Raw genomic sequence first — 22,678 nt, 5'->3', positions numbered from 1 at the left:
CTTAACCAATTTATATAAAAAACACTTACCTTGCTCTTTTTTTTACCAGAATAAGATCGCGATCACTTAATTTTACCACTGAAAATAACGATTAAATAATCCAAGAAAGAATATAGAAAGAGAATGCTATAGAAATACGCATGGCATGAGTAAAAAATTTATAGTTTAGTTTGTAATAATAAAGCAATCTCACTAATCCAAATAATACCATTCCATACGATATTCTTATTGAATATAAAATCCCGCCCACTTTGAACCGTCTGATAGGGATTTCCATTAGCTGTTATCTCAGGTATTATCCTAAAAACTGTATAAAAAAACAGGTAATCAGATGCAACCCATAGTCTTGCAATCCACGCGGATCGAGCGCGATCGCTTTCGTGGTGAAACCATCACTAACGGCAAGTTCCTTAACTGTGATTTTTCGGGGGCCGATCTGACCGATAGCCAGTTTATCGGCTGCCTGTTCTATGATGACGCCACGCAGATCGGCTGTTGTTTCAATCGTGCAGTGCTGAAAGATGCCAGCTTCAAAAGCTGCGATCTGTCTCTGGCGGATTTCAGGAATACCAGCGCATTAGGCTTGGAGATCCGCGAATGTAAGGTGCAAGGGGCCGATTTCCGCGGTGCCAACTTTATGAACATGATTTCGCAGCGCAGCTACTTTTGCAGCGCCTTTATCACCAAAAGCAACCTGAGCTATGCCAATTTCGCCAAGGTGGTGCTGGAAAAATGCGAGCTGTGGGAAAATCGCTGGAACGGTGCCAACGTGCTCGGCGCCAGCTTTATCGGCTCCGATCTTTCCAGCGGTGAATTCAACCATTTCGACTGGCGTGCCGCCACGTTCAATCACTGCGATCTTACCGGTTCAGAGCTGGGTGATTTAGATATCCGCCAGGTTGACCTGGAAGGCGTGCAACTGGATAGCCAACAGATCGTTGGTTTGATCGATCGGCTGGGCATTGTGTTAGTCAGTGATGCGTAGTTATTCCATTAATCGGCCTAATGCCGTATTACTTTTTATCATCAGCGCAGTGCCTTGATTTGGGTTTATTTTTCACCAATGATTGAGTTCCTCGTCAATCACCAGGAGCAGCAATGAATCCATCGGCCGCGGTACTTTATACAGACGCACACTTTTTCAGCCCTTACGCTATGTCGGCCTTTGTCACCCTGACCGAGAAGGGGATCCCCTTTACGCTTAAGCCGGTGGACTTATCGCAGGGCGAAAACCAGAGCCGAGCCTACGGCGCGCTGTCGCTGACCCAGCGCGTGCCCACGCTGGAGATAGGTCGTTTTCACCTTTCCGAATCTTCCGCCATTGATGAATATCTGGAAGAGACACACCCTGCTCATCCGGTCTATCCGCGTGATGTCAAACAGCGCGCCAAAGCACGCGAGATACAGGCCTGGCTGCGTAGCGATCTGCTGCCGCTGCGCGCAGAACGCCCGACAGAGGTGATTTTCAGCCAGGGTAAATTTGCCCCGCTGAGTGCGGCGGCCCAGCAGGCAGCGCAGAAACTGATCGCCGCAGCGGAAAAACTGCTGAGCCACGGTCACGATCATCTGTTTGGCGAGTGGTGCATTGCGGATACCGATCTGGCCTTGATGCTCAACCGGCTGGTGATACATGGTGACGACGTGCCGGAGAGCCTGCGTCGTTACGCGCAACAGCAGTGGCAACGCCCTTCGGTGCAGGCCTGGCTGGCGCTGCCGGAAAAAATGCGGAGTTAGCGCCCCATGCTTGGCTAGCTGACAAATTCCCCTTTGATGAAGGTATCTGCACTGGCCCAGAGTATTTGCTGCTTTCTGGGTCAGATGAGAATACTCCCCGTTTAAAAGGGGGAGCTATTTAGACAATACATAATAATGCTCTCTATCTGGAGACTCATACTTTGTAAACCCAAGTTCTAACAGAGAGTTTATCCTTACTTCAGCTACTGGAATAGCTTTGGTAACTATTTCTTCAACACTGAACGTATCAAAAAAATGCTTAGAACACACAGCAAAAACTTCTGTTAAATACATTTCCGTCTCATATTCTGATGATATATCTAACCTCAAAATACCTGAGCTAACTTTATAATCATTAACCGTTGCAAACATTTCTATTGTACCAACTGCAAGACCGGTATCTCTATTCACAATTGAATACCTTATGAACTCCTCACGCTCATAGCAACCCAACCAGCCTATGATTGCATCTTTCATTTCCTCTATCGTATTAAAATTGAAACCGCCCATGCACCTATCTGAATTAAACAATGATCTGGAAGTCACATCCGAATAACATTTCAACAAACCTTCCGCATCATTCTCTGAGATAAGACGTATTATAAAATTTGATGTTTCATACGTTGGACATTCTTTGTATGGATTACTCATCTTTTAACTCCCTGTTAGTGTTGAATTTATAATAATTAATTTAACACTTGAGTCTTTCATAATTAAAAACCAATGGCGCACTTAAAAAGCGACAATCATATACATTGAAAATGGCTCGATAACTCATCATTGTCAAATCGAACGATTCGTATCTATTTTAAACCACCTGTTCAGCACTCAGCAGTGATTCCGCCCTTAAAACATAAATCAGAGATAATCACAACCTTGAGCACTATTGGCCGTATGCTAGTAAAGCTTTCGCTCAACTGACTGACATTACGGCCACAGCACCGCCTTTCTCAACGCAGAGAGACACAGCATCGCTATTGGGAAAACATCACCACCCGGCAGGCAGGTAACCCAATAACGAGGCAATGGCGTACACCGCACCGCCCATATAGAGCAGAACGATGCTCACTTGCAGAATGGGATGGGTGATCCAGCTACACTGCCAGAGCGGCTGTTGATCGCCAGATGCACGCGCTCCACGCAGGATCAGCATCGGCATAATCGACAGGATCACGCCGCTGAAAACTCCAGCGAAATACAGCGCATTAACGAAGGAAACCAGGCCGCTGTAGGCTAGAGCAAACGGCGGTACCACCACCAGCAACAGCACGCTGAAGCGGCGGAAAGGCTGCTCATCATCCCCCAGGCGGAACTTATCGAAAATATTGGTCAGGAAACTGCCGCCCAATCCCCAATAGGAGGTCAGCATCGCGCACAGCGCAAAGATGTTGGCCGAAAAGAAAGCCCATTGCCCGAGCGCCTGGCCCCAGGAAATGGTGGCAACGTCGGAAATATTATCCAACCCGCTAAGGGCTATCACCGACAACGGCACCGCCGCCAGCAACACGAAAGTGATTGCCATACCGACGATAATCGCTTTTGGCAGTTGCGCTGGCTTGTCCGCAAAGCCACGCGCCATTTCCGGCACGATGTACTGCGCGGAAAAACAGAACACCACCACGCTGAACACCGGCACCATAAAGCGCCAGTCGCCGTCCAGCAGATTACGCATCTGAGTGGTTTCTTTCAGCAGCGTCGCGGCCACGAGGGTGGCAATCATCACCACCATGCCGATGCTGATAAATTTCTCACCGCGGCCAATGGCTTTCAGGCCGAGATACAGCACCAGTGCTGCCGGGATAAAGAACAACAGGCTACCGAGGGCGGGGGAAATACCGAGCAGGGATTGCAGCAGTTTGCCGCTGCCGGTCATATAGGCGGTGAGTGCGCCTACGCTGTTAACGCAGACGGAAGCGAACATCAGCCAGGAGCCAAAGCCGCCGACATAGCGCCGGGCCAGCCCGCTCAGTTGCAGGTGCGCTCGGGTGCGCAGAGTCGATTCAGCCACGTAAAGCATGGTAATGGTGGTCAGGCAACCGACCAGCACCAGCCAGAACAACAGGGGTAAATAGCCCGCCTTGCTGGAGGCGTAGGCGATAGAGAGAACGCCAGCGCCGATGTTGGTGCCAACGATCATCGCCACACCTTCGAGGAAACTCAGTGATTTGGCGGGTGCAGATGCCCGCTCCCCGGCGGCAATCGCCGGAGAAATAGAGATGTTTTCGGAAGACATGGTTTATCCTTTGTATCCCGGTGGCGCTGGCCACCGGGAAGTGTTGAAGTCCTGGGGGTTAACAGCTCACATCGATACACAGGTATTTCAGCTCCAGATATTCTTCAATGCCATAACGCGACCCTTCACGCCCGAGCCCTGACTGTTTGATACCGCCAAACGGCCCGACTTCGTTGGAAATCAGCCCGGTGTTAATGCCGACCATGCCGTATTCCAAGGCTTCCGGCACCCGCCACTGGCGTGCCGCATTCTGGGTGAACAGATAGGCTGCCAGGCCGAATTCGGTATCGTTAGCCATCGCGATGGCTTCTGCTTCGTCATGAAAACGGAACAGTGGCGCAACCGGGCCGAAGGTCTCTTCTTTGGCAAAGCGCATTTGCTGCGTCACGCCGGTCACCACCGTCGGCTGGAAGAAGGTACGGCCTAGCGCATGCGGCTGCCCGCCGGTAGCAATCTGTGCCCCTTTGATCAGCGCATCATCAATGTGGCTCTGCACTTTTTCCACGGCACCTTGGTCGATCAGCGGCCCCTGAGTGGTGCCTTCCTGCGCGCCGTCGCCCACTTTCAGTTGCTCGACGGCGGCCACCAGCTTATCCACCAGGCGATCGTAAATGCCGTCCTGTACGTAGATCCGGTTGGCGCATACGCAGGTCTGGCCGCTGTTGCGGAATTTTGACGCCATAATGCCCGCCACCGCGGCATCCAGATTGGCATCATCAAAGACAATCACCGGCGCGTTACCACCCAGTTCAAGTGAAAGCTTTTTAATCGTCGGCGCGCACTGCGCCATCAGAATGCGCCCCACTTCGGTCGAACCGGTAAAGCTCAGCTTGCGTACCACCGGGCTGTCGCACAGCACTTTGCCAACCTGAGCCGGCTCGCCGGTCACCACCTGCAATACGCCCGCCGGAATACCGGCATCCTGTGCCAGCTTGGCCAACGCCAAGGCGGTCAGCGGGGTCTGTTCAGCCGGTTTGACGATCATGGTGCAACCCGCCGCCAACGCCGGGGCGGCCTTGCGGGTAATCATCGCCGCCGGGAAGTTCCACGGGGTAATCGCCGCGCAGACGCCGATCGGCTGCTTCACCACCACCAGCCGCTGTGACGCCAACGGCGCCTGTAATACTGCGCCGTCGACGCGCTTGGCCTCTTCGGCAAACCAGGTAATAAACGAGGCGGCATAAGCCACCTCACCGCGCGCTTCGGCCAACGATTTGCCCTGCTCGGCGGTCATCAGCTGCGCCAGATCTTCCTGCGCCGCCATCACTTTATCGGCCCAGGCCAGCAGTAACGCTGAACGCTGTTTGGCCGTCAGTTGCTTCCAGCCGATTTGTGCCTGCTGCGCGGCGGCAATCGCCTGCTGGGTTTCTTCCGCGCTCACCAGTGGAACCGTGGTCAGTTCTGCACCGGTGGCCGGGTTGATCACCGCTTCACGCTTGCCGCTGCGCGCATCGCACCATTCACCGTTAATCAGGCACTGACTGCGCAGCAGTTCGGGGTTGTGTAGTTTCATCGTTCTTGCTCCTTATTGGACCAATGCGCGGGAAAGGATCGCCAGCGCCTGGTTAAACTGGGCATCAGGAATGGTCAATGGATACAGGAAACGGATCACGTTGCCATACACACCACAGCTGAGCAGCAGCAGCCCTGCTTCCTGGGCCTTTTGCTGCACTTCACGGGTAAATTCCGGCGATGGTTTGCCCGTGGCCGGATCGTTGAACTCCACCGCCACCATTGAGCCCTTGGCACGGATATCGGCAATTGCCGGGCACTGTTTACGCGCCTGCTGCAGCACTTCCACCAAATGTTGACCCAAACGCTGCGAGCGCTGGCACAGCTGTTCTTCTTCGATCACCTCCAGCACGGCCAGCGCCGCAGCCACCGCCAGCGGGTTACCGGCATAGGTGCCACCCAGCCCACCTGGAGCCGGAGCGTCCATCACCTCGGCGCGGCCCGCCACCGCCGACAGCGGCATCCCCCCCGCCAGGCTTTTTGCCATGGTGATCAGATCGGGTTTCACCGCGTAGTGCTCCATCGCGAACAGCTTGCCGGTGCGGGCAAAACCGCTCTGCACTTCATCGGCAATCAGCAGAATGCCGTGCTGATCGCACAGCGTGCGCAACGCCTGCATAAATTCCGGCGGTGCGATATTGAAACCGCCCTCACCCTGCACCGGCTCCAGCACAATCGCTGCCACCTGCTTAGGATCGATGTCGGCTTTAAAAATGCGCTCCAGGCTGTTCATCGCGTCTTCGGTACTGACGCCGTGTAACGCATTCGGATACTGGCCGTGGAACACCGAGCCAGGGAACGGGCCAAAACCCAGTTTGTAAGGGGCCACTTTGCCGGTCAGCGCCATGGTCATATAAGTACGGCCATGGAAACCGCCGCCGAAGGTGATCAGCCCCGGGCGGCCGGTATAGGCGCGGGCAATTTTCACCGCGTTTTCCACCGCTTCCGCCCCGGTGGTGAAGAAGGCGGTTTTACAGGCCCCGTCGATCGGCGCACGCTGGTTGATACGCTCCGCCAGCGCGATATAGCTTTCATAGGGGACGATCTGGTAAGCGGTATGAGTGAAGGCCTTGAGCTGTTTTTCAATGGCGGCAACCACTTTCGGATGGCGGTGGCCGGTATTGAGCACAGCAATGCCCGAAGCGAAATCGATAACCTCATTACCTTCCACGTCCCACAGCGTGGCATTCTCAGCACGCTCTGCGTAATAACCACACATCACGCCGATGCCACGCGGGGTAGCCGCCAAGCGGCGTTGATTCAGTTCTGCGTTTTTCATCTTGTTCTCTCCGGGCTGTGCCTGTTATCAACTTTGTTCACAAGTGTGAAACAATGATGTTTATTTACACAGGATGTGGCCCTATAATCTAGTGCCAGTTACGTTTAATTGAGGGATCCAATTGCGCTCATTGAGTGGTGACCTGTTGCTGCAGCGCCTTGGCGATCAGCCCGCTGATAAGCTGCATAAGCGGCTGTATAACGCGATCCGCACCAGCATTCTGGACGGCAGCCTGCCGCCTTCCAGCCGCTTACCAGCGTCGCGCGATCTGGCTCAGGAACTCAGTGTGTCACGCAACACGGTATTAACCGTTTACGAACAACTTCTGGCCGAAGGATATGTGCTTTCGCGCCAAGGAAGTGGAACCTTCGTCGCAGAAACGGTGCCCGACAGTTATTTATCCACCACCAGCCAGCCGATGAGCGAGCGTGGTGAGCAACGGCGCGTTGAGCTGTCGAAACGCGGGGCCACGTTGCTGCACCACGCCAGCGCCAGCCCAAAGCAATGGGGCGCCTTTATTCCCGGCGTGCCCGACGTTAACGCCTTCCCACACCAGATCTTCAGCAAGATCCAGGCGCGCATCAGCCGCCGCCCCGCGCCGCAGCGTTTGACCTACAGCAATCAGGGCGGTAGCCCGGAACTGCAACATGCGCTGGTGGACTATCTGCGCGTAGCCCGCTCGGTGCGCTGCTCGCCGGAACAGATCCTGATTACTGAAGGTATTCATCAGGCGATCGATCTGGTGACGCGGATGCTGTGCAATCCAGGCGATAATGCCTGGATCGAGGAACCGGGCTATTGGGGGATACGCAACATTCTGCGCATCAACGATGTCAATATTTGCCCGTGCGAAGTGGATGAGGCGGGCATGGTGCCAGCGGAACAAAACGCGGGGGCGCCACGGGTGATTTTCGTTACTCCTTCGCATCAGTATCCGCTGGGTTCAGTAATGAGTTTGGCACGGCGCCAGCGGCTGCTGGCACTGGCGCGCCATGCCGGTAGCTGGATTGTGGAAGATGATTATGACAGCGAGTTTCGCTTCTCAGGCCAGCCGATCCCGGCGCTGCAAGGGTTAGAAGCCGATGCACCGGTCATTTATATCGGCACCTTCAGCAAGACGCTGTATCCCGCACTGCGTCTGGGCTATATGGTGTTGCCGAAACCACTGATGAATGAATTCAAGATTGCCCACGCCGAGTTGTATCGCGGCGGGCACTTGTTGATCCAGGCGGCGCTGGCGCAGTTTATTCAGGAAGGCCACTACACGGCCCATATCCGCCGCATGCGTTTGCTGTATGCCAAACGCCGCGCGTTTCTTACCGCGCTGATTGAGCAACACTTGGGTAAACAGGCCTTGAGTGAGTTCAACAGCAATGCCGGGCTGCACCTGATCCTCAACCTGCCGAACGATACCGACGACGTTGCCATTGCCAGCGCCGCCAGCGCACGTGGGGTACTGGTGCGCGCGCTGTCACGCTATTACATGCAACCTAGCGCCCGGCGCGGCCTGCTGATGGGGTTTGCCTGTGTGCCGGAAGAGCAGATGGCAGCAGCGTTCAGCGTGTTGCTGGAGTGTATTCATTCTCAGAAAAGTTAAAAAGACAAAGGCGATCCGATAGATTAATGCGAGTCAGCTAAGCGCAAAACGGCATAATCATGCATCAATGGCTCAAAGAGTCGCCCCCTGTGGGAGAGGGCCGGGGTAAGGGGCTCTTAGTGCGGTGCTCATCCCCTCACCCTAACCCTCTCCCCCAAGGAGAGGGAACTGGTTAGCCTTGACTGACCCGCATTAACCCGATGGATCGCCTTTCAAGAACATGGGCTGATTAATCCATCAGATGAGAAATATCATCATGGGCAACCGCTGGCGGATCCTGGCGCATCCCTTTGGTCAGCCACAGCAGATAAAGAAAACCGGCAAACAGCCAGATAAAGCCGACCTTCAGCGCTTCCGGATCCAGGTTGAACCACAGCCAGATGCACATGGCAAAACCGATCAGCGGCAGCAGGCCGTATTTGAACATCGCCCTCAGCCCACGGCGTTTTTCATTCACCAAAAAGTGTTTGATTACGCTGAGGTTCACGAAGGTGAATGCCCCCAAAGCGCCAAAGCTGATCATCGACACCACCATGCTGAGATCCATCCACAGCGCCAGCAGAGAGATGATGGCCACGAACACAATCGCGCGCCACGGCGTGTGGAAACGGGCATGGAGATGGAAGAACACTCTGCGCGGCAGCACCCCTTCTCGCCCCATGGCGTAAAAGATACGCGATACGCCGGTTTGCGCCGTCATTGACGAAGCGTAAACCCCGGTGAGATAGGTGGCCATAAAGAAGTTATACATCCACTTCCCACCCACGTGCTCGGAGATAATCAGGCTGGACGTATCCTGATAAGGGATCAGCGCCTGCCAATTGGGATACGCCAGATGGGCGGCGTAAGAGACGGCGACAAAAATCGCCCCGGCGCTGATCACGGTGATCAATATGGCACGCGGCAGTGTGCGTTTGGCATCGTCAGCTTCCTCAGCCATGGTGGCAATGGCATCAAAGCCCAGAAACGCCAGGCACAGCACTGCCGCACCGGCGATCAGGCCAGAAAAATTACCGGCATCCACCAACAGCGGCTTCATCAGCGCCTCTGGGCTGAGATCGGCTCCGCTGAATGCCAGCGCAATAAACAGCACGATAAACACCATCTGCAGGGCGATCAGCGTGAAATTGACGGAGCTCAGCAAGCGCACCCCAAGAATATTCAACAGGCTGACGCTGCCGATGGAGGCCAGAATAAACACGTAAGCAGGGATCGACGGAAATGCCTCGTGCAAGAAAATCCCTAAAACCAAATAGTTAAGCATAGGCAGGAACAGATAATCGAGGATCTGCGCCCAGCCGACCAAGAAACCGGTTTTACCACCAAAGCTGCGTTGGACATAAGAGTAGGCCGATCCGGCCAACGGCATGGCGTTGGTCATCCGGCAATAGCTCAAAGCGGTAAACAGAATGGTGACGATGGTCACCAGATAAGCGACGGGCAAATGGCCCTGACTCAAAACGGTAACCTGACCATAGGTGGTGAATACGCCCAGCGGCACCATATAGGCGAGGCCAAATGCAACCAAGGCAGGGGTTTTAAGAACTCGTTGCAACCGAATATTTTGCGGCATTACCGTATCATCTCCTGACACAAAACTGCATCGTTAATCAGCGTTTTTTGGCCGTATAAAAATTAAGGAAACGAATACTGGCACAAGACAAGGCGCCGGGGAAGTTAACAATCAGCTTTCTATCTTTTAATCGGGCGGGAATGGCTGGCGTTACCGTTCCCGCCCGCGACACGTCTGGCTGTTATGCCTGGTAAACGACCTGTCCCCCCACGAGGGTGCGTTCAATGCGGGTTTGGTAAATCGCCTCGGCCGGCTGCTCGAACAGGTTTTGCTGCAGCACGATCGCATCGGCAAACTTGCCCACTTCCAGCGAACCGATGTATTGCTCTTTGGCAATCATATAGGCTGCATCAATGGTCGCGGCGCGCAGCGTTTCGATCAGCGTCAGGTTGCGATCGTTGTCCAAACGCGGCCCGGCAGGTTGGCCTTCACTGTCCCAGGCGCGGCGCGTCATCCCCACCTGCAGGTTGTACCATTCGTCCAACCGATCGATCGGCCAGTCGCTGCCGTACGCCACGCGGGCACCGGCATCCAGAAAACGTGCCGCCGGTTCCAAGTGCGGGAAACGCTCTTCACCCAGCATTTCGCGCTCTTCGTCAATCAGCACGCCCGGCAAACCGGCCCACTGGAATGACAGCACCGCAGTGGCACCCAGTTCGGCAAAACGCGCGTACTGATGCGCAGCCACCAATTCATTGTGCGCCAGCCCGGGGCGGATATCCTTGCCAGGGCAAGCGGCACGCATCAGTTCCACCGCGTCCAGCACCTGCTCGATCGCCCCATCGCCCACCGTGTGAGTATGCGGATGCAGGCCAGCGCGGCCGCATTCCACCACCAGCGCGTTCAACACCGGCGTAGTGAAGTAGAGATCGCCATAGCGTTCACTTTGCGCCTCACCCTGATGTTCACGATACGGCTGCAACAGCGCAGCGGTCATGGTCGGCGGCTGCAAAACGCCGTCGACGAACAGTTTCAGATGGTCAACCGCAATACCGGCCTGCGGTGTCCACTCTTTATCCCCCCACTGCTTAGCGAAGGCGAGCACGTCCTGCACCGCACGGGCGGCGTCTTCCGGCCCTTGCACGCTGTCTGGCGTCACCTCTTTGGCACCGAGGACCCGCAGCGTCAGTTCGCCACGATCGCGCAGTGCGGCAAAGGCCGCCAGCTGTTCGGCAAATACGCGGGTATCCATCACGGTGGTGACACCTTGGAAATGCAACACCTGCTGCACGTGAGCCGCGATCTGTACGTTCTGCTCCGCGCTGCCGGAAGGAATGCTGTCAAAGGCGCGCATCGCGGGCGCATCTTCCAGGATCCCCGTCAATCGGCCGTTGGCGTCGCGGGCAATCTTGCCATCTGGCGGCACCGGGGTATTTTCATCGATCCCCAGCATTTCCAGCGCACGGCTGTTGGCCGCCAGGGTGTGGCAGTCGTTGGAGAACAGCGCCACCGGGCGGCGGGTGTTCAGGGTATCCAACACGGCGCGGCTCATGTCCGCGCCAACTGGGATCATCGCCTGACGCTGCCAGGCACGCACCGTCAGCCATTCGTTATCATCGTGCGCCGGGTATTTGTCCAGGTGTGCCTGAATGTGCTGCAACGTCTGTTCCACCGTCAGCGCCGCATAGTGCAGGCTGCAGCCCTTAAGCTGTTTGCCGCCCCAGAACGGATGCATATGGCTGTCGATCAGGCCCGGCATCATCATTTTACCCTGCAGATCGATACGCTCGGTCGCTGCTGTTGCAAGCGACAGCACTTGCTCGTTGTCCCCAACCGCCAGCACGTATCCCTGCCCGATCGCCAGCGCGCTGCAAACCCGGTTTGCCGCATCCGCTGTAAAGATAGTGCCGTTGTAATAAATTACCTCGGCAGCGTTAACCACTGGTGTCATATCAAAAGTCTCAAAATCACACAAAACGATCCTAAGTATAGATCTGAGTCAGGCGAAAACTGAAATCCTTGGCCCGATAGCCGCATGACGCGCAATTCGCAAATAACAGCAAAGATTCATGATATCTATCACATTCAACGCATCCTTAGTTCCCAACGCTGTCGACAACGGCTAGATTTATCTCATCCGACCACTCGATAACCATCTATAACTATAACGATATCTACCCTATGGAGACTGCAATGAGCGCATACCCCTACCTGCTGGCGCCGCTGGATCTCGGCTTCACCACCCTGAAAAACCGGGTGCTGATGGGATCAATGCACACAGGCCTGGAAGAACTCCCCAATGGCCCGGAGCGTCTGGCGGCATTCTATGCCGAACGTGCCGCCGCGGGTGTCGCCCTGATCGTCACCGGCGGCATCGCCCCCAATGAAAAAGGGGTGGTGCAGCGCGGAGCGGCAATCTTGAATCAACCGCAGCAGATCGCGCATCACCGGACCATTACCGAGGCGGTCCATCAGGCGGGCGGCAAAATCGCGCTGCAAATTCTGCACGCCGGGCGTTACAGCTATCAGCCGCAGCCGGTAGCCCCTTCCGCACTACAGGCTCCGATTAGCCCATTCAGCCCGACGGCGCTGACGAATGAAGAAGTCGAACAAACCATTGCCGACTTCGCCCACTGCGCCGCACTGGCGCAGCAGGCGGGTTATGACGGCGTTGAGGTGATGGGTTCCGAAGGCTACCTGATTAACCAGTTTCTGGTGGCGCGCACCAACCAGCGCAGCGATCAATGGGGCGGCAGCTTCAGTAACCGCATGCGTTTCGCGGTAGAGATTGTTCGCGCCGTGCGCCAGGCGGTGGGGCCAGAATTTATCCTGATCTACCGCCTTTCCATGCTCGATCTGGTGGAAGATGGCTCAAACTGGCAGGAGATCGAGCAGCTCGCCGTGGCGATCGAACAGGCCGGTGCCACGCTGATCAATACCGGTATCGGCTGGCATGAAGCCCGTATCCCGACCATTGCCACTATGGTGCCGCGCGCCGGGTTCAGTTGGGTGACGCGCAAGCTGATGGGCAAAGTGGGCATTCCGCTGATCACCACCAACCGCATCAACGACCCGGCGGTGGCCGAACAGGTGTTGGCGGAAGGCTGTGCCGATATGGTTTCCATGGCGCGCCCATTCCTGGCCGATGCGGCTTTTGTGCAAAAAGCCGCCGAAGGCCGTGCCGACGAGATCAACACCTGTATCGGCTGCAATCAGGCCTGCCTGGACCAGATTTTCGAAGGCAAACTCACCTCCTGCCTGGTGAACCCGCGCGCCTGCCGCGAAACCGAAATGCCGCTGATTGCGGCGGAGAAAGCCAAACGGCTGGCCGTGGTCGGCGCGGGCCCCGCCGGGCTGGCGTTTGCCACGACAGCCGCCAGCCGCGGGCATCAGGTCACGCTGTTTGACGCTGCCGATGAGATCGGCGGGCAGTTCAATATTGCCAAGCAGATCCCCGGTAAAGAAGAATTCCACGAAACCCTGCGCTATTTCCACCGTCAGTTAGCACTGCTGGAGGTGACGCTGAAACTGGGGCAAAAAGTGCAAGCGCAGGATTTAGGCGAGTTTGACGAGGTGATCCTCGCCTGCGGCATTGTGCCGCGCATGCCGGAGATTCCCGGTATTGAACGCGCAAACGTGCTGAGTTATCTCGAGGTACTACGTGACAAAAAACCGGTCGGCCAGCGGGTGGCGATCATTGGTGCCGGTGGGATCGGTTTTGATACCGCCGAATACCTCAGCCAGCACGATCTCTCCAGCAGCCTGGATCAGCAGGCATTTAACCGCGAGTGGGGGATTGATACGCAGCTCAGCCAACGCGGAGGGTTAAGTGCCCAAGGGCCGCAGGTGCCCGCCAACCCACGCCAGATCTTCCTGCTACAGCGTAAAAGCAGCAAAGTGGGTGAAGGCCTGGGTAAAACTACCGGTTGGATCCATCGCACCAGCCTGTTGCTGCGCGGTGTGAAGATGCTGAACGGCGTCAACTATCAGCGCATTGATGAACAGGGGTTGCACATCGTGCGGGCCGAGCAGAAAAGTTGCCTGGCGGTAGATACCATTGTGGTCTGCGCCGGGCAGGAACCGCGTCGTGAATTACAGCAGCCGCTGTTGGCGATGGGGAAAACCGTGCATCTGATTGGTGGTGCCGACGTGGCCGCTGAGTTGGATGCGCGCCGCGCTATCGATCAGGGAACCCGCTTGGCGATGGCGCTGTAAAAGAGTGGGCGCAGTAAAAAGCTGCGCCCCTGCGGCTTAACGCCGTGCGCCAGACTTGACCGCTTTGAGGATCACAAACTTCTGGTTCGACGCCAAGGTGGTACAGTTGCCAAACAGGCGTTTCAGCTTCTGGTAATAATCCAGATGACGGTTGCCGACGATGCGCAACTCTCCCCCCACTTGCAGGCAGCGCTTGGCGTCGCAGAACATCTGCCAGGCGGTGTGATCGGTAATTGCATGCTGCTGGTGGAACGGTGGGTTGCACAACACCGCCCGCAAACTTTCACGCTCAATGCCCGCCAGCGAGTTGTTCACTTCAAACTGACAGCGATCCATTTCTTGTGGCAGGTTATGCGCCACATTCAGCTCGCTGGATGCTACCGCCATGTAAGACTCATCGACAAAGGTCATCTGCGCGTCTGGATTCTGTACCAGCGCTTTCATGCCAATAATGCCGTTGCCACAGCCAAGATCGACGATATGGCCGCTCAGATCCTGCGGTAAATGCTCCAGGAACAGGCGTGCGCCGATATCCAGGCTGCCGCGTGAAAACACGTTGGCATGGTTGTGGATCAGCCAATCCGTGCCGTCGAGCAGCCAGTTGGTGGTTTCCGGAGCGGGTGGTGGCACGATGTCGGTCACCTGGCAATAGATCAGGCGCGCCTTTTTCCAGGCCAGGCTGGTGCGGGTCGGGCCAAGTATGCGTTCAAACACCTGCATGGTCGAGGTATGCACGTCGCGTGCTTTGGCGCCGGCGATAATCAGCGTATCGGCAGATACCACTTTGCGCAGCGCGCGCAGTTGCTGCTCCAGCAAGGCCAACGCTTTCGGCACCCGCATCAGCACCACCGCCGGGTTAGCAGGCAGATCTGCCAGGCTGTCCAGCAGCGTCACCTGTTCAACATCCAGTTCATTCAGCCTCAGATTATGGCGCGTCGCCAGTTGATTCATGTAGGAATCACTGATGCTGTAAGGCTTATGGGCGTGCAAGGCGCAGGCCAGCGTGCCGAAATGATCGTTGAAAATCAGCACCGGGCGTTCGCCCACGGCAGTATTTTCAAGCTGTTGCAGCAGATATTCATCCGCCGCTTCCCACGCCTGCAGTTGGGTGGATTCTTCTTGTTGGGGATAACGCTCCAGCTCAAGTTGCTGTGTTCCCAGATCGAGTTGGCTCATTGCCCCTCCTGACTGATAAAATTTGAGCTGTTTATCCCTTAAAAACGCGCATCAGTAAAATGTTTTTTGGCATTAATTACCGTTTGCGGGATTTGCGCGAAAAAACGTCATACAATAACCGCCCCGTTTGGCCATTGAATCCTGAACAGCATGCCTGAGTTGACCTACCTGCAAGGCTACCCCGAACATCTGCAAACGCAGGTGCAGCAGCTTATCCAGCAGCAGCGGCTGGGCAAGGCGTTATTAGAGCGCTACCCACAGGTGCACGACCGCACCACCGATAAATCGCTGTATCAATTCACACTCGATCTGAAAAACCAGTATCTGCGCAATGCGCAACCGCTGAGCAAGGTGGCTTACGACAGCAAAATCCAGGTGATGAAACATGCGCTGGGTATGCATACCGCTATTTCTCGCGTGCAGGGCGGTAAACTGAAGGCCAAAGCGGAGATCCGGGTGGCGACGGTGTTCAAAAACGCACCGGAACCTTTTCTGCGCATGATCGTGGTGCATGAGCTGGCGCACCTGAAAGAGAAAGATCATAACAAAGCCTTCTACAGCCTGTGCTGCCATATGGAACCCCGCTATCACCAGTTGGAGTTTGACACCCGGCTGTATCTGACGCATCTGTCAATTTTCGGTGAACTGTATGAATAAATAGGGATTTTAAGCACATTCGCCAGCGTTATAATCTGCTTTACTAAGCCATCTGTTTGCGGGAACCGGAGTTATCTATGATTCGCTTTGCTGTCATCGGCACCAACTGGATTACGGAACGCTTTATTGATGCGGCTCATGAGAGCGGCAAAATGAAGCTCACCGCCATTTACTCGCGTAACCTTGAGCAGGCGCGAACATTTGGTGCCAATTACCCGATCGAACATTTTTTCGATTCTCTTGAGGCGCTGGCCCAGTCCGATGCGATCGACGCCGTGTATATCGCCAGCCCCAACTCCCTGCATTACCCACAGGCGCTGCTGTTTCTCAGCCATAGAAAGCATGTGATCTGCGAAAAACCACTCGCTTCCAACCTACAACAAGTGGAAAAGCTGATCGCCTGCGCGCGCCAAAACCAGGTGGTGCTGTTTGAAGCGTTCAAAAGCGCCTATTTACCGAACTTTCTGTTGCTGCAACAGGCCTTGCCGAAAATCGGCCGGCTGCGTAAAGCGCTGCTCAACTTTTGCCAATACTCCTCCCGCTATCCGCGCTATCTGGCCGGTGAAAATCCCAATACCTTTAATCCACAGTTCTCCAACGGTTCGATCATGGATATTGGCTACTACTGCGTTGCCAACGCGGTGGCCCTGTTCGGCGCGCCGCAATCGGTGCTCGCCTGCGCGTCACTGTTGGATACCGGGGTGGATGCGCACGGCACCGTCTGCCTGAACTACGGTGACTTCGGCGTGACTATCACCCATTCCAAAGTCAGCAACTCGGATATCCCCAGCGAGATCCAGGGGGAAGACGGCACGCTGGTGATCGAGAAAATCTCCGAATATCAAAAAGTGGTGCTGACGCCGCGCGGAGCCAGCCAGCAGGATCTGACTCAACCGCAGCACATCAATACCATGCTGTACGAGGCGGAAGCCTTTGCCGAGTTGGTGGAACAGCGGCAGATCGAGCACCCTGGTTTGGAACGCTCATTGGTCGTCGCCGGCCTGCTGACCGAAATCCGTCGCCAGACCGGTGTGATATTCCCGGCAGACGGAGAATAAGATGAAGCCGCTGCTGTTAATGCAAACTGGCGACGCACCGCAAGCCATTCAGCGTGAATTGGCCAACTTTGACCAGATGTTCTTGCAACAGGGGAATATCGCCGCCGATCGCGTGCAGATTGTGCATCTTCCTGCCGGTGACCCCTTGTTGCCACCAGAAAATTACTGCGGCGTGGTGATCACCGGTTCACCGGCGATGGTGACAGAACAACTGCCATGGAGCGAACAGGCAGCCGCGTGGCTGCGCCAGGCGATGCAGATCAGGCTGCCAATTTTTGGCGTGTGCTACGGCCACCAGCTTCTGGCCTATGCGCTGGGAGGAGAAGTGGGTTATCACCCCCAAGGGATGGAAGTGGGCACCTTGGAGATCGAATTACTCCCCGCAGCCAGCCATGACAAACGCCTGATGGCGCTGCCGCCGCGTTTCAAAGCCAATCTGATTCACTCTCAATCAGTGTTGACGCCGCCGCCCGCTGCCGAAGTGCTGGCGCGCTCGCGGCAGGATGCGTGCCAGATCCTGCGTTACGGGGACAACGCCTTAACCACCCAATTCCACCCGGAATTTGATGGGGCAGCCATGCAGCGCTATCTAAGTTGGCTCAGCGAGCGGGAGCCAGAAAATCAGCAGGCCTACCAGGTAAAACAACAACAGGTCAGCAATACCCCGTTCAGCCAGATGCTATTGCAAGGTTTTGTCGTCAGCCTCGGTGCACAACGCTCAAACGCCGGGTAATTATTTTAAGCATTGACCAAACGCATATTTTACACTATTTTTTCTCGGGCAAAGGGGAGTAACTTCATTGCCGGTCAATCGTCATTACGATGCGCAAGCATCCGGTTACCGGGCAACCTGGTGTCTAAGGTGTCATTACCTTCATCAACGTTGTAAGTGAGACCTTGCCGGAAGGCGAGGTTTGCTTGCAGCGTTCACAGAGCGGCTAGCGTCTTCCGACGTTGGCCGTTTTTGTTTTTGAAGGATACCTCTGATGTTGAATACCGTTGGCACTCCCTGGCTCTGGGCCAGTTTCGCCGCCATCATCGTCGTGATGCTGGCCGTCGACTTATTACTGCAAGGCCGCAAGGGCGCACAAACCATGACCCTGAAGCAGGCGGCCTGCTGGTCCCTGGTGTGGGTGAGTTTGGCGCTGCTGTTTAACGCCGGTTTTTGGTATTACCTGAATGCTACTGCCGGGCGCGCCGTAGCAGATACACAGGCTCTGGCCTTCCTAACCGGTTATCTGATAGAGAAAGCGCTGGCGGTCGATAACGTGTTCGTCTGGCTGATGCTGTTCAGCTATTTCGCCATCCCCGCCCACTTGCAGCGCCGCGTACTGATATTGGGCGTTCTTGGCGCGATCGTGCTGCGCACAATCATGATCTTCGCGGGCAGTTGGCTGATCTCGCAATTCTCCTGGTTGCTGTATCTGTTTGGCGCTTTCCTGCTTTTTACCGGTATCAAGATGGCGCTGGCGAAGGAAGATGGGGCTGCTATCGGCGACAAACCGCTGGTGAAGTGGCTGCGTAGTCACCTGCGCATGACCGATAACCTGGAAGGTGAACGTTTCTTCGTGCGCCGCAACGGTGTGCTGTTTGCCACCCCGCTGTTGTTGGTACTGATCCTGGTGGAACTGAGCGACGTGATTTTCGCCGTCGACAGTATTCCCGCGATCTTCGCCGTCACCACCGATCCCTTTATCGTGCTGACCTCTAACCTGTTCGCCATCATGGGGCTACGTGCCATGTATTTCCTGTTGGCAAACGTAGCAGAGCGTTTCTCGATGCTGAAATATGGCCTCTCGGTGATCCTGGTATTTATCGGTATCAAAATGCTGATCGTCGATTTCTACCATATCCCGATCGCTATTTCTTTGGGCGTGGTTGCCGGTATCCTGCTGCTGACGCTGCTGATCAACGCCTGGGTTAATCACCGTAATGATGTGAAATCCAGAAACACACCATAATCTGTTCTCCGGGGCGCTAGCCGCCCCGTGATTGTTTGGCAATAATCCTTAAATACCAAATGTTATTGCGATCACACAAATGTAAATAGAATGTTATAAACAATTACTCCGCGCACGTAATTTCAGCTTCGCCTCTTTTCAACCACCCGCATTTACTGAATACTGGTCAAGCAAACACACTTAGTTACAGATACAAATAACATTTGCCCGGCAGCGTTCCTGCCGAGGCGCAATCATCTGTACGCCACTTTTCAGGGGAGCGGAAACGCAACAGTATCATGAATAAACTATTAGTACGCATCACTCAGGGCAGCCTGGTTAAACAAATCATGATCGGCCTCGCGGCCGGGATCGTAGTAGCGCTGGTTTCTCCAGCCGCTGCCAGCGCCGTTGGCCTGCTCGGGGCGTTGTTCGTCGGCGCGCTGAAGGCCGTTGCGCCAGTATTAGTACTGGTGCTGGTGATGGCTTCCATCGCCAACCACAAACAGGGGCAGAAAACCAATATCCGCCCGATTCTGTTTCTCTATCTGCTGGGCACCTTTGCGGCAGCGCTGACCGCCGTTATCATCAGCTTTATCTTCCCTTCAACGCTGGCTCTGGCCGTGGGCAATACCGATATCAATCCGCCAGGCGGCATCGTTGAAGTGCTGAAAAACCTGCTGATGAGCGTAGTCGCCAACCCGTTCAACGCCCTGATCAACGCCAACTACATTGGCATTCTGGCTTGGGCGGTCGGTCTGGGGCTGGCATTACGCCATGCTTCTGAGACGACCAAATCCCTGATCAACGACATGTCACATGCCATCACCCTGGTCGTACGTGCGGTGATCCGCTGTGCACCGCTGGGGATCTTTGGCTTGGTGGCTTCCACGCTGGCCGAAACCGGCTTTAGCGCGCTGTGGGGCTACGCTCAACTGCTGGTGGTGTTGATCGGCTGTATGCTGCTGGTGGCACTGGTGCTTAACCCGCTGATCGTCTACTGGAAAATCCGCCGTAACCCGTATCCACTGGTATTCACTTGCCTGCGCGAAAGTGGCGTAACCGCCTTCTTTACCCGTAGCTCCGCCGCCAATATCCCGGTGAACATGGAGCTCAGCAAGAAGCTAAACCTGAACGAAGATACCTACTCGGTTTCTATCCCGCTGGGTGCCACCATCAACATGGCCGGTGCGGCGATCACCATCACCGTGCTGACACTGGCAGCGGTGCATACCTTGGGTGTCCCAGTGGATGTGCCAACCGCGCTGCTGTTGAGCGTGGTAGCAGCCATCTGTGCCTGCGGTGCTTCCGGCGTAGCCGGGGGATCACTGCTGCTGATTCCGCTGGCGTGTAACATGTTCGGCATTCCGAACGACGTCGCAATGCAAGTGGTGGCCGTAGGCTTTATCATCGGCGTATTGCAGGACTCGGCAGAAACCGCGCTGAACTCCTCCACCGACGTGCTGTTTACCGCAGCGGCCTGTCAGGCAGAAGATCAGCGGCTGGCAGATAAAGATCCGCTGAAGATGCGTTAAGTATTTACGATTGTCAGCCAGCGCTAATGTTACCAGTTCCCTCTCCCACAGGGAGAGGGGGCGACACCTTTAGCAAATGATGCATAATTATGTCGCTTTGCGCTTAACTGATCAGCATTACCCAACGGGCGCCTTTTTTTCTACTGCAAAAGGATCGATACCCCGTAACTGCAAACGGCGGAAACGGATGATATTGAAACCGTTCATCAGCAGGAAACTGCCCTCAATCAGCGAACCGCCGATCGATCCCAACCAGATATTATGCGTCACCCAACAGGCGGTTGAGCACCACATCACGCAACGCGTTGTCAGGCCACGGGTGCGAAACAGTGCCCAGGTGCTCGCCGTAGTGCCCAAAATAGGCAGCAGCTCCACCCAGTGCTTGAAGTGAGATAAACCAACGATCGGCGTTAGGATGATGAAGAGCCACATCATCCAGAGGCTGCGGGTGCGCATAGAGATCAGGTTGCGGCAGGCACCTAACAGCGCGCTGCTGCCAGCAGCACTGGCTCCCATCAGGAAGAAATGAATGCCGATAATCAGGCTGTAAACCGATAACTGTAATTTGAAGCGCTGATCGTTGCGATTAAAGAAGCTGGTGATACCCACCAAAAAGGCCAACACGCCAACGGCCTGAGCAAACCAATAAAACGTCATTAGAGGATCCTGGGGCGGTAATAACAAACGCTGGAATTGAAACGCCGTTTTATGCTACTCCCGCCCGCCAGGCTTTACAACGTTACCCCGCTTTTAAAGATTGCCAGTTCGCGGAAGTCATTGGCTTCGTTACGTGCCGGTTTGCCATTGGCAATATCGACAATCAGCTCAACAAACTGCTCCAGCATTTCATCCATCGGCACACCGTGGATCAGTTGCCCGGCATCGAAATCGATCCAGTGCGGTTTTTTCGCCGCCAGCTCCGAGTTGGTCGCCAATTTCACCGTTGGCACAAACCCACCGTACGGCGTGCCTCGCCCGGTGCTGAACAGCACCATATGACAACCGGCACCGGCCAAAGCGCTGGTAGCCACGGCGTCGTTACCCGGCGCACTCAGCAGGTTCAACCCTGGCCGACGCAGGCGCTCGCCGTATTTAAGCACGTCCACCACCTGGCTCTGCCCGGCTTTTTGCGTACAACCGAGGGATTTTTCTTCCAGAGTGGTGATGCCACCCGCTTTGTTACCCGGCGACGGATTCTCGTAGATCGGCTGATCGTGGGCGATAAAATACTGCTTGAAATCGTTAACCATGCTGACGGTTTTTTCGAACGTGCTTTCATCACGGCAGCGGCTCATCAGAATACGTTCGGCACCAAACATTTCCGGCACCTCCGTCAGTACCGTCGTACCGCCATTGGCGATCACATAATCCGAGAAGCATCCCAGCAACGGGTTAGCGGTGATGCCGGACAGGCCATCCGAACCGCCGCATTCCAGGCCAAACTTCAGTTCGCTGAGCTTACCCGGCTGACGACGATCGTCGCGCATAGCCTGGTATAGCTGATGTAAATGCTCCAGCCCGGCCTCAACTTCATCATCCTGCTGCTGGCAAACCATAAAATGCACGCGCTGTTCGTCAAACTCACCGAGCGTGGTGCGGAATGCGTCAACCTGGTTGTTCTCACACCCTAGCCCGATCACCAACACCGCACCCGCGTTAGGGTGACGCACCATATTTTGCAGCATGGTGCGGGTGTTTTCATGATCCTGGCCGAGCTGCGAACAGCCAAACGGGTGGCTGAACAGGTGAACGCCGTCGATCCCCTGCGCATCATCGGTTTCTTTAAGAAAACGCTGCTGGATCTGGCGGGCAATGCCGTTAACACAGCCCACGGTGGGGATGATCCACAACTCATTGCGGATCCCCACTTCACCCTGGTTGCGCCGGTAGATCTGCACTTCACGATCCGCCGCCTGCGCCGGTAAGGTCTGAAATTCCGGTTGATACTGGTAGCTGTCGAGATCGCTCAGGTTGGTTTTGGCATTTTGCGAATGAATGTGCTCGCCTGGCGCAATCGCCACTAACGCATGGCCAATGGGCAAACCGTATTTGACGATCATGTCACCCGCAGCAATCGGCTCAAGAGCAAATTTATGCCCGCGCGCCACCGCTTGCGCCAGCGTAATCGTCTGTTCGCCTAGCGCTTGCGTCTCTCCGGCGACCAAATCACGCAGTGCCACCGCCACATTGTCTTTCGAGTGAATTTTTATGATGCTTTGCATAAACCTA

The 22,678-nt window shown here is 55.5% G+C and carries 18 protein-coding genes; 9 read left to right on the top strand and 9 right to left on the bottom strand.

What is annotated here, in order from left to right:
• The first annotated feature begins 331 nt into the window (after positions 1-331).
• Positions 332-985, top strand: a complete 654-nt coding sequence (locus BMI79_RS09330) for a Qnr family pentapeptide repeat protein (protein WP_076941867.1) — start codon at positions 332-334, stop codon at positions 983-985.
• Positions 986-1,098: 113 nt separating this feature from the next.
• Positions 1,099-1,734 (top strand): glutathione transferase, encoded by a 636-nt coding sequence (yfcF, locus tag BMI79_RS09325; RefSeq protein ID WP_076941866.1) that lies wholly within the window; start codon positions 1,099-1,101, stop codon positions 1,732-1,734.
• 114 nt (positions 1,735-1,848) lie between these two features.
• Here yfcF and BMI79_RS09320 read toward each other — a convergent pair whose 3' ends face one another.
• The 4 genes from BMI79_RS09320 to BMI79_RS09305 form a co-directional block, all read right to left on the bottom strand.
• On the bottom strand, positions 1,849-2,385 hold the full coding sequence (locus BMI79_RS09320) for a GNAT family N-acetyltransferase (RefSeq protein ID WP_076941865.1): 537 nt from the start codon (positions 2,383-2,385) through the stop codon (positions 1,849-1,851).
• A 337-nt stretch (positions 2,386-2,722) separates the two neighbouring features.
• Entirely contained in the window at positions 2,723-3,967 is a 1,245-nt protein-coding gene (locus tag BMI79_RS09315) for an aromatic amino acid transport family protein (protein WP_076941864.1), read from the bottom strand.
• A gap of 58 nt (positions 3,968-4,025) precedes the next feature.
• Positions 4,026-5,480 carry an NAD-dependent succinate-semialdehyde dehydrogenase gene (locus BMI79_RS09310; protein ID WP_076941863.1) on the bottom strand — a complete coding sequence of 485 codons (1,455 nt, stop codon included), beginning with the start codon at positions 5,478-5,480 and terminating at the stop codon, positions 4,026-4,028.
• Positions 5,481-5,492: 12 nt separating this feature from the next.
• A complete protein-coding gene (locus BMI79_RS09305) occupies positions 5,493-6,758 on the bottom strand; it encodes a 4-aminobutyrate--2-oxoglutarate transaminase (protein WP_076941862.1) in 1,266 nt (421 codons plus the stop codon).
• 121 nt (positions 6,759-6,879) lie between these two features.
• On the opposite strand from BMI79_RS09305, the gene pdxR reads away from it, so the two are divergent.
• Positions 6,880-8,355, top strand: a complete 1,476-nt coding sequence (gene pdxR / locus BMI79_RS09300) for a MocR-like pyridoxine biosynthesis transcription factor PdxR (protein WP_076941861.1) — start codon at positions 6,880-6,882, stop codon at positions 8,353-8,355.
• 229 nt (positions 8,356-8,584) lie between these two features.
• Here the strand turns inward: pdxR and BMI79_RS09295 are convergent, their stop codons facing one another.
• Both BMI79_RS09295 and BMI79_RS09290 read right to left on the bottom strand, forming a co-directional pair.
• Complete coding sequence (locus BMI79_RS09295) at positions 8,585-9,928, bottom strand: APC family permease (protein ID WP_076941860.1); 1,344 nt, start codon at positions 9,926-9,928, stop codon at positions 8,585-8,587.
• A gap of 181 nt (positions 9,929-10,109) precedes the next feature.
• A complete protein-coding gene (locus BMI79_RS09290) occupies positions 10,110-11,819 on the bottom strand; it encodes an amidohydrolase (RefSeq protein WP_076941859.1) in 1,710 nt (569 codons plus the stop codon).
• A gap of 242 nt (positions 11,820-12,061) precedes the next feature.
• Here BMI79_RS09290 and BMI79_RS09285 point away from each other — a divergent pair, with 242 nt between their 5' ends.
• The gene (locus BMI79_RS09285) at positions 12,062-14,083 is read left to right on the top strand and encodes an NADPH-dependent 2,4-dienoyl-CoA reductase (RefSeq protein WP_076941858.1); all 2,022 of its coding nucleotides are present in this window, start codon (positions 12,062-12,064) and stop codon (positions 14,081-14,083) included.
• A gap of 36 nt (positions 14,084-14,119) precedes the next feature.
• Here the strand turns inward: BMI79_RS09285 and rlmG are convergent, their stop codons facing one another.
• A complete protein-coding gene (rlmG, locus tag BMI79_RS09280; protein ID WP_076941857.1) occupies positions 14,120-15,259 on the bottom strand; it encodes a 23S rRNA (guanine(1835)-N(2))-methyltransferase RlmG in 1,140 nt (379 codons plus the stop codon).
• 150 nt (positions 15,260-15,409) lie between these two features.
• On the opposite strand from rlmG, the gene BMI79_RS09275 reads away from it, so the two are divergent.
• The 5 genes from BMI79_RS09275 (at position 15,410) to sstT (ending at position 20,449) form a co-directional block, all read left to right on the top strand.
• On the top strand, positions 15,410-15,916 hold the full coding sequence (locus BMI79_RS09275) for a M48 metallopeptidase family protein (RefSeq protein ID WP_076941856.1): 507 nt from the start codon (positions 15,410-15,412) through the stop codon (positions 15,914-15,916).
• 77 nt (positions 15,917-15,993) lie between these two features.
• Positions 15,994-16,974: a Gfo/Idh/MocA family protein gene (locus BMI79_RS09270; protein ID WP_076941855.1), complete on the top strand. Its 981-nt coding sequence runs from the start codon at positions 15,994-15,996 to the stop codon at positions 16,972-16,974.
• A gap of 1 nt (position 16,975) precedes the next feature.
• Complete coding sequence (locus tag BMI79_RS09265) at positions 16,976-17,707, top strand: glutamine amidotransferase (protein ID WP_076941854.1); 732 nt, start codon at positions 16,976-16,978, stop codon at positions 17,705-17,707.
• Positions 17,708-17,960: 253 nt separating this feature from the next.
• Positions 17,961-18,935, top strand: a complete 975-nt coding sequence (locus BMI79_RS09260) for a TerC family protein (RefSeq protein ID WP_076941853.1) — start codon at positions 17,961-17,963, stop codon at positions 18,933-18,935.
• Between the two features lie 278 nt (positions 18,936-19,213).
• Positions 19,214-20,449, top strand: coding sequence for a serine/threonine transporter SstT (gene sstT / locus BMI79_RS09255; protein WP_076941852.1), 1,236 nt, complete (start codon positions 19,214-19,216; stop codon positions 20,447-20,449).
• A 117-nt stretch (positions 20,450-20,566) separates the two neighbouring features.
• On the opposite strand, the gene BMI79_RS09250 is transcribed toward sstT, so the two are convergent.
• Together BMI79_RS09250 and BMI79_RS09245 are read right to left on the bottom strand one after the other, a co-directional pair.
• Entirely contained in the window at positions 20,567-21,106 is a 540-nt protein-coding gene (locus BMI79_RS09250; protein WP_076941851.1) for a YgjV family protein, read from the bottom strand.
• Positions 21,107-21,180: 74 nt separating this feature from the next.
• A complete protein-coding gene (locus BMI79_RS09245) occupies positions 21,181-22,671 on the bottom strand; it encodes a UxaA family hydrolase (protein ID WP_076941850.1) in 1,491 nt (496 codons plus the stop codon).
• Positions 22,672-22,678 lie beyond the last annotated feature (7 nt).

The organism is Serratia oryzae (assembly GCF_001976145.1).
Classification (GTDB): domain Bacteria; phylum Pseudomonadota; class Gammaproteobacteria; order Enterobacterales; family Enterobacteriaceae; genus Chania; species Chania oryzae.
This window is presented reverse-complemented; position numbering and strand designations above follow the sequence as displayed.